General features: G+C 64.1%; 14 protein-coding genes. 6 read left to right on the top strand and 8 right to left on the bottom strand.

Annotated elements, in window-relative coordinates; all coding sequences use genetic code 11:
* Positions 1 to 33: 33 nt before the first annotated feature.
* The 6 genes from HBH1_RS02515 to HBH1_RS02490 all read right to left on the bottom strand — a co-directional run bounded on the left by HBH1_RS02515 (position 34) and on the right by HBH1_RS02490 (position 6,530).
* Positions 34 to 1,041 (bottom strand): ABC transporter ATP-binding protein, encoded by a 1,008-nt coding sequence (locus HBH1_RS02515; protein WP_102661448.1) that lies wholly within the window; start codon positions 1,039 to 1,041, stop codon positions 34 to 36.
* Complete coding sequence (locus HBH1_RS02510) at positions 1,034 to 2,026, bottom strand: ABC transporter ATP-binding protein (RefSeq protein WP_102661447.1); 993 nt, start codon at positions 2,024 to 2,026, stop codon at positions 1,034 to 1,036. Before HBH1_RS02510 ends, HBH1_RS02515 begins: the two co-directional genes overlap by 8 nt.
* Entirely contained in the window at positions 2,023 to 2,988 is a 966-nt protein-coding gene (locus HBH1_RS02505; protein ID WP_102661446.1) for an ABC transporter permease, read from the bottom strand. Before HBH1_RS02505 ends, HBH1_RS02510 begins: the two co-directional genes overlap by 4 nt.
* Complete coding sequence (locus tag HBH1_RS02500) at positions 2,985 to 3,959, bottom strand: ABC transporter permease (protein ID WP_006462491.1); 975 nt, start codon at positions 3,957 to 3,959, stop codon at positions 2,985 to 2,987. The genes HBH1_RS02505 and HBH1_RS02500 overlap by 4 nt, the downstream gene beginning before the upstream one ends.
* Entirely contained in the window at positions 3,956 to 5,428 is a 1,473-nt protein-coding gene (locus HBH1_RS02495; protein ID WP_102661445.1) for a SidA/IucD/PvdA family monooxygenase, read from the bottom strand. Before HBH1_RS02495 ends, HBH1_RS02500 begins: the two co-directional genes overlap by 4 nt.
* 163 nt (positions 5,429 to 5,591) lie before the next feature.
* Complete coding sequence (locus tag HBH1_RS02490; protein WP_102661444.1) at positions 5,592 to 6,530, bottom strand: LysR family transcriptional regulator; 939 nt, start codon at positions 6,528 to 6,530, stop codon at positions 5,592 to 5,594.
* Between the two features lie 345 nt (positions 6,531 to 6,875).
* Here HBH1_RS02490 and HBH1_RS02485 point away from each other — a divergent pair, with 345 nt between their 5' ends.
* From HBH1_RS02485 to HBH1_RS02455, 6 genes are all read left to right on the top strand, one after another.
* Complete coding sequence (locus HBH1_RS02485) at positions 6,876 to 8,075, top strand: aminotransferase class V-fold PLP-dependent enzyme (RefSeq protein WP_102661443.1); 1,200 nt, start codon at positions 6,876 to 6,878, stop codon at positions 8,073 to 8,075.
* Between the two features lie 297 nt (positions 8,076 to 8,372).
* Positions 8,373 to 9,452: a YjhT family mutarotase gene (locus HBH1_RS02480; protein WP_102661442.1), complete on the top strand. Its 1,080-nt coding sequence runs from the start codon at positions 8,373 to 8,375 to the stop codon at positions 9,450 to 9,452.
* Positions 9,453 to 9,626: 174 nt separating this feature from the next.
* Entirely contained in the window at positions 9,627 to 10,637 is a 1,011-nt protein-coding gene (locus tag HBH1_RS02475) for a methionine ABC transporter ATP-binding protein (protein WP_102661441.1), read from the top strand.
* On the top strand, positions 10,634 to 11,314 hold the full coding sequence (locus HBH1_RS02470) for a methionine ABC transporter permease (RefSeq protein ID WP_102661440.1): 681 nt from the start codon (positions 10,634 to 10,636) through the stop codon (positions 11,312 to 11,314). The genes HBH1_RS02475 and HBH1_RS02470 overlap by 4 nt, the downstream gene beginning before the upstream one ends.
* A gap of 90 nt (positions 11,315 to 11,404) precedes the next feature.
* Positions 11,405 to 12,196 (top strand): MetQ/NlpA family ABC transporter substrate-binding protein, encoded by a 792-nt coding sequence (locus HBH1_RS02465; protein ID WP_102661439.1) that lies wholly within the window; start codon positions 11,405 to 11,407, stop codon positions 12,194 to 12,196.
* Positions 12,197 to 12,734: 538 nt separating this feature from the next.
* Entirely contained in the window at positions 12,735 to 13,532 is a 798-nt protein-coding gene (locus tag HBH1_RS02455; RefSeq protein WP_102661438.1) for a transporter substrate-binding domain-containing protein, read from the top strand.
* A gap of 105 nt (positions 13,533 to 13,637) precedes the next feature.
* Here the strand turns inward: HBH1_RS02455 and HBH1_RS02450 are convergent, their stop codons facing one another.
* Both HBH1_RS02450 and HBH1_RS02445 read right to left on the bottom strand, forming a co-directional pair.
* Positions 13,638 to 15,299, bottom strand: a complete 1,662-nt coding sequence (locus tag HBH1_RS02450) for a methyl-accepting chemotaxis protein (protein ID WP_166758211.1) — start codon at positions 15,297 to 15,299, stop codon at positions 13,638 to 13,640.
* A gap of 225 nt (positions 15,300 to 15,524) precedes the next feature.
* Complete coding sequence (locus tag HBH1_RS02445) at positions 15,525 to 16,322, bottom strand: transporter substrate-binding domain-containing protein (protein ID WP_102661570.1); 798 nt, start codon at positions 16,320 to 16,322, stop codon at positions 15,525 to 15,527.
* Between the last annotated feature and the right edge of the window lie 153 nt (positions 16,323 to 16,475).

Raw genomic sequence — 16,475 nt, 5'->3', positions numbered from 1 at the left:
TGACTGCTCGGTACTAGATTTTTTGTATCTCTTTCAGCCGCCATCGTTGAGATGGCAGGCACTCATATGCCCCGGCGCGATCTCGCGCAGGAGCGGCTGTTCTTCACGGCAGCGTGCCATCGCATGCGGGCAGCGCGGATTGAAATGGCAGCCCGTGGGTGGATTGAGCGGGCTGGGAATCTCGCCCTTGATGGCGGTGAACTCCTTCTTGCGTGCCGCCATGCGCGGCACCTCGGCCAGCAGGGCTTGCGTGTAGGGATGGTTGGGCTGGCCGAACAGCTCGGCCACCGGCGCACTCTCCACCACACGGCCCAGGTACATGATGACCACGCGGTCGGAGACATGCTCCACCACGCCCAGGTCGTGGCTGATGAAGAGATAGGTCAGGCCCAGTTCTTCGCGCAGGTCCATGAACAGGTTCAGGATCTGCGCCTGGATCGACACATCCAGCGCCGCCACGGCCTCATCGCACACCAGCATCTGCGGCTGCACCGCCAGGGCGCGGGCGATGCCGATGCGCTGGCGCTGGCCGCCGGAAAACTGGTGCGGGTAGCGGTCGCGCAGGGCCGGATCGAGGCCGGCACGCAGCAGCTGGCGGCAGACGTACTCATCCAGGTCACCCTCGACCTTGCCGTTGACTTGCGCGGCCTCGCCCACGATCTGGTCGATGCGCAGGCGCGGGTTCAGGCTGGCGTAGGGGTTCTGGAAGATCATCTGCACCTGCAGGCGGGCCTCGGATTCTTCCTTGCTGGTGAGCGTGGAACGCTCGCGGCCGTTGATCAGCACCTGCCCGTCCGAAGGATCGAGCAGGCCACAGGCCACGCGGCCCAGCGTGGACTTGCCGCAACCGGATTCGCCGACCAGCCCCACCACTTCACCGGGCAAGACTTGCAGATCGACCTGGTCGAGGGCGTGCGTGACGGCCGGTGGACGGCTCCAGCCGCGTGCCTGCAACTGGCGCTCCAGCCAGCCCTGGCGACGCTCGCCGAAGCGACGGCTGACGGCGCGGGTTTCGATCAGGGGAATGACGGCCTTATCCATGTTGCGCATTGCCCTGTGGGCTGGTGGTGGGGTGATAGCAACGTACGCGGTGGCCCGGCAGCGGTTCGCTGATCCCGGGGGCTTCCAGGCAGTGCTGGCTGACGCGCTCGCAACGCGCCGCGAAGGCACAGGTGGGCGGCAGGTGCAGCAGATTGGGCGTCATGCCGGGAATCTGGCGCAAGCGCGCACCGCGCCGGTTGTTGCTGGGCAGGCTGCCGATCAGGCCCTGGGTATAGGGATGCAGCGGCGCGTCGAGCACCGCCTCCACACTACCCTGCTCGACGATGCGCCCGGCATACATCACCGCCACTTCATCGGCCAGGCCCGCCACCACCGACAGGTCGTGGGTGATCCAGATCAGCGCCGTGCCATGCTGGCGCGCCAGCTTCTGTACTTCGGACAGGATCTGCGCCTGGATGGTCACATCCAGCGCGGTGGTTGGCTCATCGGCGATGATCAGGTCGGGCTTGTGCAGCATGGCGATGGCAATGGCCACGCGCTGGCGCATGCCGCCCGACAACTGGTGCGGATAGGCCTGCAGCCGCTCCTCGGGGCTGGCGATGCCCATCATTCCCAGGGTGTCGCGGGCCAGTTCGCGGGCCTGCTGGCGGCTCACCTTGCTGTGCGCGAGCACGGCATCGACCATCTGCGCCTCAACCTTGAGCACCGGATTCAGGGTCATCATCGGATCCTGGAAGATCATGGCGATGCGGTTGCCCTGCAGTTCGCGCAGGGAGGTCTTGTCCATGCGCACCAGGTCGCGTCCCTGGAACAGGATTTCGCCACCGACGATGCGTCCCGGGGCATCGACCATGCCGAGGATGGAAAAACCGGTCACGCTCTTGCCCGAGCCCGATTCGCCCACCAGCCCGAGGATGCGGCCACGGCCGACCGACAGCGAGACGTCATCGACCGCCGGCAGCACACCATCGGGCGTGAAGAAATGGGTGCGCAGATGGCGCACTTCCAGCGTGAGGGCGCTCATTTCTGCCACCTTGGATTGAGGATGTCGCGCAGGCGGTCGCCCACCAGGTTGATGGCGACGATCACGACCAACAGCGTGATGCCGGGATAGAAGCTGATCCAGTATTCGCCCGAGAGCATGTATTGGTAACCGTTGGAGATGAGCAGGCCCAGCGAGGGCTCGGTAATGGGTACGCCCAGGCCGAGGAAGGACAGCGTGGCTTCCAGCGTGATGGCGCGCGCCACCTGCAGGGTGCCGATGACGATCAGCGGCGGCAGGCAGTTGGGCAGGATGTGGCGCACCATGATGCGCCAGGAGGACAGGTTCAGTCCGCGTGCCGCCTCCACGTATTCCTTGCGCCGTTCCACCAGCGCCTGGCCCCGGGCGGTGCGGGCATAGTAGGCCCACTCCAGCACCACCAGCGTGGCCATGACGTTGAAGATGCCCTTGCCAACGTAAGCCAGGATCAGCATCGCCACCAGAATCGACGGGAACGACAGCACCAGATCGGCAAAACGCATCAGTACCGTGTCCACCTTGCCCCCGGCGTAGGCGGCCAGCAGGCCGACGAGCGTGCCGATCACGCCGGCGATCAGCGCCGAGCCCACACCGATGCCCACGCTGATGCGCAGGCCGTAGAGGATGGCCGAGACCAGGTCGCGGCCCTGGCCGTCGGTTCCCAGCCAATAGGTATAGGTCCCCAGGCCGTTGATGGTGCCGGGATGCAGGCGCGCATCGAGCACGTCCAGCTGCATCAGGTCATAGGGGTTCTGCGGCGTGATCCAGGGCGCGGCAATGGCGCCCACGATCAAGAGCAGCACGATCACCAGGCCCAGCACCGCCGAGCGCGAGGCCAGGAAGTGGCGCAGCACGCGGCGCCAGGGCGACTCGCGGCGCGGCGCCTGGAAGGCCGACAGCTCGGCCACACGGACGCGCACCTGCTCCTGGGTCATCGGGGTCATTTCGGTTGGCGGCACGCTCATGCCTTGGCCTCCACCCGCACGCGCGGGTCCAGTATCTTGTAGAGCACGTCGACCACCAGGTTGATGGTGACGAACATGCAGACGATCACCATCAGGTAGGCCACGATCACGGGCCGGTCCAGGGCATTGATGCTATCGAGGATGAGCTTGCCGGCGCCCGGCCAGGCGAAGATGCTCTCGGTCACCACTGCAAAGGCGATGGTGGAGCCGAACTCCAGGCCGACCACGGTCACCAGCGGGATCAGGGTATTGCGCAGCACATACATCAGCACCACCCGCGCCGGGGACAGCCCCTTGGCACGGGCGAACTTGACGAAGTCCATCGGCAGCACCTCGCGCACGTTGGCGCGGGTCAGGCGGATCACCAGCGAGATCTTGAACAGCGACAGGTTGATGGCCGGCAGGATCATGTGGCGCCAGCCGTCCGCCGTCAGCCACGACCATTGCACCCCGAAGAGTTCGGCGGTCTGGCCGCGCCCGCCCGAAGGCAGCCAGCCCAGCGTGACCGAAAAGGCCATGATGAGCATCAGGCCGATCCAGAAGGTGGGCAGCGAAAAACCGAGAATACTGGTGGTCATCACCAGGCGCGAGAGCGGATGGTCGGGCTTCATGCCTGCGAACAGGCCCAGCGGCACCCCCACCAGCAGCGCCAGGAACAGCGCCGCGAAAGCCAGTTCCAGCGTGGCCGGCAAGCGCTGGAAGATCAGCAGGATGGCCGGCGTGTTGTACACGAAGCTGTTGCCCAGGTTGCCGTGCAGGGCGCCATTGAGGAAGGCCAGGTACTGGCGCCAGACCGGCTGGTCCAGCCCCAGCTCCTGGATGATGCGCAGGCGGTCCACCTGGTCGACGTCCTGGCCGATCAGGATATCGACCGGATTGCCGATCATGTGCAGGCCGAAGAAGACGATCACCGTCATCAACAGCACCACCATCAGCGCCTGCAGCACGCTCTTTGCAATGGCGACCGTCATGCGGGCAGCTCCCAGGGGGATTCGGTCCACTCGTCGCCTTCCAGTTCCGGCTCTTCATAGGACTGGATATTGCGGTAGTGGTACTCGACATCTTCGCTGTACATCAGCGCGGCGATGCCCTGCGCCAGACGATAGGCACCGTCGCTGATGGCCGGGATATCGCCCGACACCGTGCCATGGCTGGCAGCGGCCGGGTAGCAGAAGCAGTGGATGCGCTCCAGCCCCGGCAGGCTGCCCGGGGTCTTTTGCTGGAACTCGAAGACCGGGCCCAGGTAGGGCGAATCGGCCAGTTCCTGGTCCTCTTCTCCGGCCGGCGGGGTATAGCGGTCGCTCCAGTTGAGGATGTGCGGCGCGATGTCCTTGAATTCGGCGCGCAGGCTCCAATCGATCTTGAAACCGGTGGAGAAGAACAGGAAATCCAGCTCCAGCGGCCCGCGATTGGTCTGCAGCAGCAGCGTGCCATCCTGCTTGACCTCGACCGCCTCGATGGCCGTCCCCAACAGGAAACGGGCATTGGCAAAGCGTGAAACGCGGCGGGTGCTGCCCGAAGGGGGTGGCACCTGCTGGGCATTGACGTAATGGCGGATGCGCCACTTCCAGGCATCCGGCAGGTGCAGGTGGCCGTTGACCAGGCCGGGACTGCCCGAGCCCTTGCCCTTGTTGATGCGCGGCAGGTCCTTGCGGCGGATCAGCAGATCGACTCGCGCCGCACCCTCTTCCAGGGCGGTGGCCGCGCTGTCCATGGCCGAGGCACCGCCACCGATGACACCCACGCGCCTGCCCTTCAGGCTGGCGTAGTCCAACAGGTCGGACGAATGCGCCCAGCGGTCGCGCGGCAATTGCTGCACCAGCGGCGGCAGGTAGGCACCGCCCAGACCATCGCGGCCGGTGGCCACCACCACGCGGCGCGCCAGCACGGTGGACTCGCCCGCAGGCGACTGCAGCTTCAATGCGACGATGCCATCGGCACGCGGCTGCACGGCCAGCACGCGGTGCTCGTTGCGGATATCCAGTTGCATCACGCGGCGGAACCAGCGCAGGTAATCCATCCACTGCAGGCGCGGGATCTTGTCCAGTGCGTCCCACGCTGCCAGGCCGAACTGGGCCTCGAACCAGGCGCGGAAGGTCAGCGCCGGAAAGCCCAGCGCTGGACCGGTCAGGGTCTTGGGCGAGCGCAGGGTTTCCATGCGCGCCGTGGTGGCCCAGGGGCCTTCGAAGTCCTTGGGAGATTGATCGTAGATGACATTGGGAATACCCAGGTGCGACAACGCCACCGAGGCGGCCATGCCGGCCTGGCCACCGCCGATGATGGCCACGTCGATCACGGGCTGACCATCGCGTTCCAGGGTCGCAGTCCACGACTTGCCGGGCAGCGCCAGCCATTCCAGGTCCTGGCGCAGACGCGCCTCCAGGGCGGCCAGTCCAACCGGGCTGGGGGCGCTCGATGTTGTCGCTTGGGTGTTGTCCATATCGCCTCGTCAAAAGCATGAAAAGACGTCGCCGGCACGGTAGTTTGCCGTCGATCGTCTCGTTTCGGGTTCTTGTGATGCGGCACCCTTCCCGGTTGACGCCGCTGTTGCTTGCTTCTCGTTGCTACTACTGCCCTGCATCACCGCAAAAACTGCAAATCATTTATAACAATTCATCGTGCAGGCTGGCGTCACGCTTGACGAAGCCCTGCAGGGTGTGGCGTGCGGCCTGCTCCACCGCATCGATCAGACGTTGTGTCACCCCCTCGACCGGCTTGCCGTAGGGTGTGACCACGCCGAAATAGAAAGGAATCTCCACCGCCAGCCGCTTGACCACCATCCCCTCGATGGGCATGCCATAGGCCGTGGCCGGCTCCACCAGTGCCACGCCCAGCCCGGCGCGGGCGGCCATGATGGCGTTGAAGGAGGTGTTGGTATCGATGGCCACGTCCAGCTGGCTGTCTTCGCCCAGGGCGCTCTCCACGCGTTGGCGCAGGCGGTAGCGATTGGACATGGTGATGACGCGCTGCCCGCGCAGGGCAGCGCGGGTCAGCTTGTCGCGCCCGGCCAGGGGATGGTCGGCGCGCACCACCGCCACGCAGGGCGCCTCGCCGATCCAGTGCAGGTCCAGCCCGCGATGAGCCACCGGCAAGGACGTCAGCCCCAGGCTCACGGTACGGTGCAGGACGGCATGCACCACCTGCTCGGCCGACGCGCTGCGCAGATGGACATGTTCGGGAAAGGCGCGCCCCTTGTCGCTGGCCAGCAACTGCAGGGCGGCCGGCGCAATGGTCGAGGCCAGCGCGGGAGTCGCTACCAGGTGCAGGGGATGGACTTCTTCCCGGGCGATTTCCTGGGCACGTTCGCGGATGCTGCGCAGGCCCACCAGCGAGCGCTCCACTTCTTCATAGAGCAGGAAGGCCTTGGCTGTGGGGGTGACCCGCGGGCCGTTGCGGTCGAACAGGGCATAGCCCAGCTCGGCCTCCAGATCACCGACGGCCTTGCTGACGGCCGGCTGCGAACGCCCCAGGCTGCGACCGGCACCGGTCACACTACCCAGGGTCATTACCGCCGCAAATGCCTCCAGCTGGTTCAGGTCCATCGAAATCGCTTTCCTTGATCAAAGTGCTTGCATATGATTTTCGAATTATAGGTTTGTCTGTATTCTATTTCAGTATAATAATTTTGTATAAGCAAATGCATGCCGGCGTTGCTTGACCTGGAATTCGAGGGAATCAGGGCCGCCGCTGGCGCCATTGCGCTTGCTGCCACGGCATTGCCGCCAGGAAAAACTGTAAAGCGTATATACAAATACCTTCAAAGTCCTTTTCCCGGCGTGGCCAGGCGCGCTAACGTATGACCCATGACGTATGGATACGATGTGCCGGCCGCACGGCTGGATCAACCCCGAGCTTCCGATTATTCCGATTAGTCCGACCACGCCCACATGAACGCCCCTGCCCCCTGTCGCCCGCCGGCCGATCTGCAATTCCCCATCTACCTTGACTATGGCGCGACCACGCCGGTCGATCCGCAGGTGGCGCGGGTGATGTGCGATTTCCTCACCGACAAGTTCGGCAATGCCGCCAGCAGCTCCCATCCCTTCGGCTGGGAGGCGCGACGCGCCGTGGATCATGCGCGGGCGCAAGTGGCTGCCCTGGTGGGTGCGCAGGCCAATGAAATCATCTGGACCTCCGGTGCCACCGAATCCAACAACCTGGCCCTGAAGGGCTGCGCCCATGCCCTGCGCGCGCGTGGACGTGGCAAGCACCTGATCACCGTGGCGACCGAGCACAAGGCCGTGCTCGATACCATGCACACCCTGGAGAAGGCCGGCTTCGAGGTCAGCTATCTGCAGCCCGGCGCCGATGGCCTGATCACCCCGGAGCAGTTCCGCGCCGCCCTGCGCGACGATACGCTGCTGGCGTCGGTCATGTACGTCAACAACGAGATCGGCGTGATCCAGCCGATCGCCGAACTGGGTCGCCTCTGCGCCGAACGCGGCGTGGTATTCCACGTCGATGCGGTGCAGGCCGCCGGCAAGATCGCCATCGACCTGGCGCAGTTGCCGGTGGACCTGATGTCCTTCTCCGCGCACAAGGTGTATGGCCCCAAGGGCATAGGCGCGCTCTACGTGCGCACCAATCCGGACCTGAAGCTGGAAGCCCAGATCGATGGTGGCGGCCATGAAAACGGCATGCGTTCCGGCACCCTGGCCACGCACCAGATCGTCGGCATGGGCGAAGCCTTCGCCCTGGCCGGCCAGTTGCTGCAGGAAGAAGGCCTCCGCATCCGCAGCCTGCGCGATCGCCTGTGGGCGGGGCTGGCAGACCTGCCCGGCGTGCAGCTCAATGGCAGCGCCGAGCAGCGCGTACCCCACAACCTGAACGTGAGCTTCCCGCCCACCCGCTATGGCACGCTGGCCAGCCAGTTGCTGGGCATCGCGGTATCGGCCGGCTCGGCCTGCAACTCGGCTGCCTCCGCGCCGTCTTTCGTGTTGCTGGCCATCGGCCGTTCCCCGGAAGTGGCACGCAATGCGGTGCGCTTCTCGCTGGGACGCGGCACCACAGAAGCGGAGATCGATTACGTGGTCGCCGCCGTGCGGCAGGTGCTGGCCTGCGAGCTTGCCACGGCGCTGCCGGCCTGACGCGGCCCGGCCCGGTAGCTGCTCTGGCGCGGCACCGGCGCGCTTGCCTACCTCTTCCCCTACCTGCCTTTCGCGTATCGCTCCAGGCCTGAGATCGCCCCCGGCCTGAGCTTTCGCGCTCCATACGGATCACTCACGATCACCTCCATCTTGCCCAGACGGCCAACGACGGAGGCGTTTCCATTTTCACAAGCACGCACACGGATTCGATTTTTAGGACTTTTCTCATTGACCGGGAAGGTGGGCACTTTTACCTTGCATCCGGCATTCCGATGACACGTCCAAGAAACCGAATCCATGCCAAGCCAGCCCCCTCCGCGTCCCCACCAGATCATCACCACGCACCTGCCGGCCCTGCCGGGCGAGTGCGTGGACGGCGGCGGTGCGCGGGTGGGCCAGACCATCTATGCCGGCCTCGGCAGCGCGGGCCAGCGCTGGTATTGCCTGGACCTGTCCCTTCCCGGCCATCACTGGGAGCGCTGCGCCGATTTCCCCGGGCCACCACCGCGCTGCGCAGTCGTCATTGCCGCCGGCGATGCAGTCTACGTATTTGGCGGCTTCGGCAAGGCGTCCCCGGCTGTGGTCACTACGCAATTCGACACAGCCTACCGCTACCTGCACGCCAGCGACCGCTGGGAGCAATTGAACACCGTCTTGCCGGTGGGCTTGAGTGGCGCCGCTGCCATCGCAGTCAATGCAAGCACCCTGCTGTTCTTCGGTGGTTACCATCGGGAGCAGTTCGATGCTTTCCACCGCGACCTGGAAACGGCCGACGAAAAGGATCGCGAGGACATCACCGTGCGCTACATGAACCGGCCCATCGCCAGATTCAACTGGAACGCCGAGACCTGGGCCCTGAACCTGCTCACCATGACCTGGCACAGCATGGGTACCCAGCCCCACCACGGCCACTGCAAGGCAGCGGCCGTGCGCGATGGCGCCAACTTCTATCTGCTGGGTGGTGAGGTCAAACCCGGCCTGCATGCCAGCACGATCAAGCATGGCCGGCTGGGACCTGCCGGCGTGCAGTGGCAGGCATCGCACGCGGTGCCGGTCAACGACGGCTTCGGTGGCTGCTTCGGCGGTCGCGTCGGGAACATGAACGTGGTCGCCGGCGGAACGCACTTTGCCGGCGCCTGGGAGCGCTACGCCCGCGGCGACTATTTCGCCCATGAAGGACTGCGCAAGAAATGGCTGGGCAACATCTTCGTCCTGGAGGACAGGCAGTGGCATTACCTGGACAGCCTGCCCTGCCCTCGCGCCAACGGTATCAGCGTCGAAGTCGGGGACGGCCTGGTCCTCATCGGCGGCGATGGTGATGAAGGGCGGCCCTGCCTGGATACGCTATGGCTGCGGGATCGACTCATCATGCGTTAAGCCTTGGCTGCGACACGCCGGCAAAGGTAACGACCATCTCCCGGGTTGCCGAACGATTTTTCCCGCCACGTGGCGAGCGAACTTTGTTTTTTCTCATAAGCTAAAAACTTTTAGTACGTTCCCCGCTTAATAACTAAAAGTTAGACTCGGTCAGTTTCATTAAAACTGACCAACGTGATTCGCATCGAGCAACTCCACAAGACCTACCATGCCGGCCAGCGCGACATCGTCGCCCTGCACGACATCAACCTGGACATCGCCCAGGGAGAAATCTTCGGCATCATCGGCCGCTCCGGCGCCGGCAAGAGCACCCTGATCCGCACCCTCAACGTACTGGAACGCCCCGACAGCGGCCGCGTGCTCATCGACGGCGAAGACATCACCGTGCTCGGCCACGATGCCCTGCTGGGACTGCGCCAGCGCATCGGCATGGTGTTCCAGCACTTCAATCTCTTGAACGCCAAGACCGTGGCCCAGAACATCGACTGGCCACTCAAGATCACCGGTCGCTACAGCCGCCAGGAGCGTGCTGCGCGGGTGGATGAATTGCTGCAACTGGTGGGCCTGGAAGGCCATCGGGACCAGTATCCATCGCAGCTCTCCGGCGGGCAGAAGCAGCGCGTGGGCATCGCCCGTGCCCTGGCCAATACGCCGCGCCTGTTGCTGTGCGATGAAGCCACCTCCTCGCTGGACCCGGAAACCACGCAATCCATCCTGCGCCTGCTGCTGGAAATCAATCGCAAGCTGGGCCTGACCATCGTGTTGATCACCCACGAGATGGAAGTCATCCGTACCCTCTGCGACCGCGTCGCGGTGCTGGATGCCGGTTCGGTGGCCGAACAGGGTCGCGTGGTGGACATCTTCCTGCGCCCGCAACACGCCGTCACCCGCGCGCTGCTGGCCGAGAACCATGCCTACGAGGCCGGCGACAGTTTCTACGAACGCCGTCCCGACGGCAAGCTGGTGCGCCTGACCTATGCTGGCGAGATTGCCGCGCAACCCATCCTGTCGCAGCTCACGGCGGCCACCTCGGCGCTGGCCACCATCGTGCAAGGCACGGTCGCGCGCATCAAGGACACACCCTACGGCCAATTGCTGGTCGAGTTCTCGGGCGGCGACGTGGCGGTGAGTCAGGTGCTGGCGCGCCTGCGCGAATCCGGCATCGATCACGAGGTGCTGGCATGAGCACGCTGAACAATCTGATCGACCTCTCGCAGATCGACTGGGGCGAAGTCTGGGAAGCCACCGTGGAAACCCTGGCGATGACAGGCGGCTCGCTGTTCTTCACCGTGTTGCTCGGACTGCCGCTGGGCATCCTGCTGTTCCTGACCAATCGACGCCAGTTGCTGGCGCAACGTGGCATCTATCTGGTGCTGTCGCTGCTGGTCAACGTGCTGCGCTCGGTGCCTTTCCTGATCCTGCTGATCGTGCTGATCCCCTTCACGCTATGGCTGGTGGGGACCTCGCTGGGGGTGACCGGCGCCATTCCGCCGCTGGTGATCGGGACCGCCCCGTTCTTTGCGCGCCTGACCGAAAGCGTGCTGCGGGAAATCGACCGCGGCATCATCGAAGCCTGTACCGCCATGGGTGCGCGGCGCCGCCAGATCATCTTTGGCGCCCTGCTGCCGGAGGCCCTGCCGGGTCTGCTGGCAGCGGTCACCATCACCGCCATCACCCTCATGTCGTATGCCGCCATGTCGGGTGTGATCGGTGGTGGTGGGCTGGGCGATCTGGCCATCCGCTACGGCTACCAGCGCTTCCAGACCGAAGTGATGGTGGTGACGGTCGCCATCCTGGTGGTGCTGGTGCAGTTGCTGCAGTTCTTCGGCGACCGCCTGGTACTGCGTTTCACCCGTAAGTAAATCCCTGGGGCAGGCACTGACAAAGTGCCCGTCCAAGCTTGAACCACCGACGTACAACGTCAATCCTCACTAAAAGACTGGAGAAAAACCATGATCCGCAAACTGATCCCTCACCTCGTCGCCGGTGCCGCACTGGCCTTTTCCGTGGGCGCGCACGCCGCCGACAAGCTGGTGATCGCCGCCACTCCGGTACCGCACGCCGAGATCCTGGAACACATCAAGCCGGCCCTGGCCAAGGAAGGCATCGACCTGCAGATCAAGGTCTTTACCGACTATGTGCAGCCGGCGGCGCAGACCAATGAAAAGCAGGTGGATGGCAACTTCTTCCTGCACCAGCCCTACCTGGAGCAATTCAAGAAGAGCCACAAGAACGATATCGAAGTCCCGGTGACCAAGGTTCACGTGGAGCCCTTCGCCGCCTATTCGCAGAAGTACAAGAAGGTGGCCGACATTCCCGATGGCGCCACCATCGCCATCCCCAATGACCCGTCCAATTCCGGTCGTGCCCTGCTGCTGCTGGCCCGCAACGGCCTGATCAAGCTGAAGGACACCTCCAACATTTCCTCGACCCAGAAGGACATCACCGATAATCCGAAGAAGCTGAAATTCCGCGCCCTGGAAGCCGCCACCCTGCCGCGCGTGCTCAACCAGGTCGACGTTGCCCTCATCAATACCAACTACGCCCTGGAAGCCAAGCTGAACCCGGTCAAGGATTCGCTGTTCATCGAAGATGCCAACTCGCCCTACGCCAACCTGCTGGTGGCGCGCGAAGACAACAAGGACAGCGCCGCCATCAAGAAACTGGCAGCGGCCCTGAACACGCCTGACGTCAAGAAGTTCATCGAAGAGAAATACCAGGGCGCGGTCGTACCGGCCTTCTAAGTCACTCCCCATCGTCCTCCCCCTTCTGGCAGCGCCGCGCAAGCGGGCTGCCAGCCAGCGCAAGGCGCAGCCACCGCGCTTTCTGCAGCGCCATTTCCCCCGTCTCAAAAAACCGTAGCGCCCCACCACGGCCTTGCGCGATGCTGGCAACACGCTCGCCTCACACGCCTGACACCTTGATGAAACGGATGCGAGCCTTGATGTTCGGCAGCAGTTCACGTTGAGCGATCCGCACATCGTATTCGGCCTGCAGCTTGAGCCAGAATTGGGGATCCATCCTGAAGTAGATGCCCAGGCGTACCGCCGGCGATTATCAATCAATGAGACAAGCCCGAACTTGGTGAACCCCCGCCCCAAGTTCGTCCCTTCCATGCCCCATGAACACCCGCCCAGGAAGGGCATCCTGGCGTATCATCCCCGATCAGCCGCTTCCGGGTCGATTACCGATTCAATTCCGGCCGATTACCTGTCCATAGCGTCTGGCACGCTCATTGCAATTGGGAAAGCTCCAGACGCATCTATTTTTCAAGGGGTTTCCATGAAGTTTGCAAAACCGGCCCTGGCCGTTTCCCTGGCCCTGCTGTCACTGGCCGTCAATACCGCCCACGCCGACGCACTGGCCGATATCCAGAAGTCCGGCACCCTGCGCATCGCCGTGCCGCAGGATTTCGCCCCCTTCGGCTCGGTCAACGCCGACCTGCAATTGCAGGGCCTGGACATCGACGTGGCCAAACTGATCGCGCAGAAAATGGGCGTGAAGGTGCAGCTGGTTCCGGTGGCCAGCGCCAATCGCATCGCCTACCTGCAGACGCACAAGGCCGATCTGGTCATCTCGACGCTGGGCAAGAATGCCGAGCGTGAAAAGGTCATCGATTTCTCGCAAGCCTATGCGCCGTACAACAACAGCGTCTTCGGCGTGGCCGCAGTGAAGGTCACCGGCCCGGCCGACCTGGCCGGCAAGACCGTGGGCGTGGCCCGTGGCACCTTCCAGGACCTGCAGTTGACCGATACCGCTCCCAAGAGCGCCACCATCAAGCGCTACGAAGACAACAACGCCATGATCTCGGCCTATGTCTCGGGCCAGGTGCAACTGGTGGGAACCGGTGACTTCGTGGCCTATGCACTGGCCGAGAAAGCGCCGGACAACAAGCCCGTGCTCAAGTACATCATCAACGAATCCAGCTGCAGCGTGGGCCTCAACAAGGGCGAAGCCGCCCTGCTGGCCAAGGTCAATGACGTGCTGACCGCCGCCAAGAAGAGCGGCGAGCTCAATGGCATCGTGCAGAAGTGGCTCAATGTGCCGCTGCCGACCAAGATGGCAACGACCTTCCAGTAAGAGCAAGCCACCACCGCAGATGACGGGACGACCGCGAGGGCGTCCCGTCAGGCCTGCACTGTTCTACCTCCCTTGCATCATCGGCTTTACCCTGGCTTGCCTCTCTCACGCCGTCAGCAGCGGCCGACGACGGGAGAACAAGGCAAGCCGGCGACCTCCGGCTGAAGCGCCAGGCTCGTCGGACTCATCGGCCCCACCCGCTGGCGTGATCACCGCCTGCCCCTCTACCCGGAACACGCTGACCAGTTCCGTCAATTCCCCTGCCTGACCACGCATGGAAGCCGCAGCAGCTGCCGCCTGTTCCACCAGTGCGGCGTTCTGCTGGGTCATGTCGTCCAGTTGCGCGACGGCGTCATTGACCAGCTGGATACCTTCGCTCTGCTCGGTGCTGGCCACGCTGATCTCATTGACGATGGCATTGACCTGCTCCACGCTCTGGACCACGCGCGACATGGTGGCGCCGGCCTGTTCCACCAGCGTGCTGCCGGCACTGACCTTGTCCACCGAATCGTCGATGAGCGACTTGATCTCCTTGGCCGCTGCCGCCGAACGTTGCGCCAGGCTGCGTACTTCCGAGGCCACCACGGCAAAGCCACGCCCCTGCTCGCCGGCGCGTGCCGCTTCCACTGCGGCATTCAAGGCCAGGATATTGGTCTGGAAGGCAATGCTGTCGATCACGCTGATGATGTCCACGATCTTGCGCGACGCGCCGTTGATCGCGTCCATCGTATCGACCACACGCCCCACCACCACCCCGCCCTCGCCGGCGATGCCGGCAGCCGAGGCCGCCAGGCGGCTGGCCTGCTGGGCATTGTCGGCATTGGTGCGGACGGTGGAAATCAGTTCTTCCATGGCCGAGGCGGTCTGCTCCAGCGCACCGGCCTGCTGCTCGGTGCGGGCCGACAGGTCCTGGTTACCCTCGGCGATTTCGCCGGATGCCGTAGCAATGGCGTCGGTGCCATGCCGCACCCGCGCGACCAGGTCGCGCAGGCGCGTGTTCATGTCCTGCAGTGAGGCCAGCAACTGGCCGACCTCATCGCGTGAGGTGACGCTGATCTGCGCCGTCAGGTCACCTGCGGCCACCCGCTGCGAGAGGCCCACGGCCTGCTTGAGCGGGCGCACGATGCTACGCGTGAGCAGCCAGGCGCACAGCACGCCAAAGACCAGCGCGGCCGCCTCCAGCACCATCAACAGGATGCGACTGCGCGCGGCCAGCGCGACAATGTTGGCGGCCGCGTCATCGATCTCGGCCTGCTCGGCCTGCTGCAGCTTGCGCATGGCGGCCTGGTATTTCTTGGACAGCGGCATGAACTCCTGGATCAGCACGCTGTTGGCGGCGTCCTGTTCTCCGGTGGACTTGAGGTCCATCATCTTCAGGGTGATCGCCTTGTAGTCTTTCTGCATGCCCTCGATCTCGGCGTAGAGCGCCTTTTCATTGGCGGTGTCGAACATCGGCACCAGTTCCTTCTGCAGATCGGCACTCTCCTTGACCGAAGCCAGTTCCTCGTTGAGGAAATAATTGTTGAGCGTGAGGTCGGTGCTGCGCGACATGGCGATGGTGCGCAGGATGGCGGCGCGCAGGTTGCCATACCAGCCCGAGATCAGGCGCTCCTTGCGCACCGACTGGCTGACCATGTCCTGCGTGACATTGCTGACCACCTGCAGGCGCCAGACGCCAATGCCCATGATCAGGATGGACAACGCCAATACCAGCGCGAAACCACCAGCCAGACGGCTGCCGATACGCAGGTTCCCAAAGACCTTCATGATGATTCCCCAGTAATGGTGCATGCGGCCGCCCCCGAGGTTGCCGCTTGTCATTTTTCCAGCAAGAAACGTACCCGCCTGCGACGGCAGCGGCCGGGGACACGGCCTGGGCGGGGCGGAAGGCAGGAATGTGGAGAGCGGGGAGTGGGGAGAGCAGCGCCGCAGGACGCGGCACGCAGTGCAGAGGACCAGTACCGGCCCGCGACGCGGACCGGATCATGCTTCTTACTGGTAGGTGGTGGCGATCTTTTCCGGCAGCGGCACATTGAGCCACTTCTTGACGATGCCATTGAGCTCGCCACTCTTCTTGGAGGCGGTCAGGGCCTCGTTGACCTTGGCCATGAGTGCGGGCTCGCCCTTGTTCATGCCGACATAACAGGTCGAGACATTGATGATGTACTTGAGCAGCGGCTTGTTGTTGGGTGTCTTCTCGGCCAGCGCATAGGCCACGAAGTCGCCGGTGCCGACGATCTGGACCTGGCCCGAGACATAGGCCGAGATCAGGCCGTTGTTGTCTTCATAGCGCTTGATGACGGTGCTCTTGGGGACGCTGTCGGTGAGCATCAGGTCTTCGAAGGTGGAGCGCGCCACGCCCACGGTCTGGTTGGCGAGGTCAGCCGGACCGGCCACCTTGATGGCGGCCACACCAAAGACGCTGTTGTTGTAGGGCGCATAGCCCTGCGAGAAATCGATCACCTTCTCGCGCTCGGCATTCTTGCCCAGGGTCGAGATGATCAGGTCGATCTTGTGGGTCTGCAGGAAGGCCATGCGGCTGGAGATGGGGACCGGCACCAGCTCGGCCTTGACACCCATGCCCTTGGCCACCAGCTTGGCCACTTCGATGTCCAGCCCCTGCAGCTGCAAGTCGGAATTGACCGAGCCGTAGGGCGCGAAGTCCTGTGGCACGCCGATCTTCACCACCCCGGCCTTCTGGATGTCGGCCAGGTTGTCGGCGTGGGCCGATCCGGCCAAACCGGCGATCAGGCCCAGGGATGCAGCGATTGCGGTCTTGACGAACTTCATGGTGGTTCCCTTGTTGTCGTTGAATTGATGATCCATGCTGACGGGCAAACAGGGGGAGCCTGTTTCGGTATCACTCGTGGCGATGCAGGCGATGTCTAACTTAGAAAATACCCCCGATGTCCCGTCCCCTGCGATGCGCATCCACCCCTATCG

Origin of the sequence: Herbaspirillum sp. BH-1, from assembly GCF_002870055.1 — a bacterium.
Taxonomy (GTDB): domain Bacteria; phylum Pseudomonadota; class Gammaproteobacteria; order Burkholderiales; family Burkholderiaceae_D; genus Herbaspirillum; species Herbaspirillum frisingense.
This window is presented reverse-complemented; position numbering and strand designations above follow the sequence as displayed.

What these genes read in the sequence shown, in the direction of transcription:
- HBH1_RS02490 (WP_102661444.1), bottom strand. Translation starts at nt 6,530, where the DNA reads ATGGACCTGAACCAGCTGGAGGCATTTGCGGCGGTAATGACCCTGGGT.
- HBH1_RS02515 (WP_102661448.1), bottom strand. Translation starts at nt 1,041, where the DNA reads ATGGATAAGGCCGTCATTCCCCTGATCGAAACCCGCGCCGTCAGCCGT.
- HBH1_RS02445 (WP_102661570.1), bottom strand. Translation starts at nt 16,322, where the DNA reads ATGAAGTTCGTCAAGACCGCAATCGCTGCATCCCTGGGCCTGATCGCC.
- HBH1_RS02465 (WP_102661439.1), top strand. Translation starts at nt 11,405, where the DNA reads ATGATCCGCAAACTGATCCCTCACCTCGTCGCCGGTGCCGCACTGGCC.
- HBH1_RS02455 (WP_102661438.1), top strand. Translation starts at nt 12,735, where the DNA reads ATGAAGTTTGCAAAACCGGCCCTGGCCGTTTCCCTGGCCCTGCTGTCA.
- HBH1_RS02510 (WP_102661447.1), bottom strand. Translation starts at nt 2,026, where the DNA reads ATGAGCGCCCTCACGCTGGAAGTGCGCCATCTGCGCACCCATTTCTTC.
- HBH1_RS02500 (WP_006462491.1), bottom strand. Translation starts at nt 3,959, where the DNA reads ATGACGGTCGCCATTGCAAAGAGCGTGCTGCAGGCGCTGATGGTGGTG.
- HBH1_RS02470 (WP_102661440.1), top strand. Translation starts at nt 10,634, where the DNA reads ATGAGCACGCTGAACAATCTGATCGACCTCTCGCAGATCGACTGGGGC.
- HBH1_RS02480 (WP_102661442.1), top strand. Translation starts at nt 8,373, where the DNA reads ATGCCAAGCCAGCCCCCTCCGCGTCCCCACCAGATCATCACCACGCAC.
- HBH1_RS02495 (WP_102661445.1), bottom strand. Translation starts at nt 5,428, where the DNA reads ATGGACAACACCCAAGCGACAACATCGAGCGCCCCCAGCCCGGTTGGA.
- HBH1_RS02450 (WP_166758211.1), bottom strand. Translation starts at nt 15,299, where the DNA reads ATGAAGGTCTTTGGGAACCTGCGTATCGGCAGCCGTCTGGCTGGTGGT.
- HBH1_RS02505 (WP_102661446.1), bottom strand. Translation starts at nt 2,988, where the DNA reads ATGAGCGTGCCGCCAACCGAAATGACCCCGATGACCCAGGAGCAGGTG.
- HBH1_RS02485 (WP_102661443.1), top strand. Translation starts at nt 6,876, where the DNA reads ATGAACGCCCCTGCCCCCTGTCGCCCGCCGGCCGATCTGCAATTCCCC.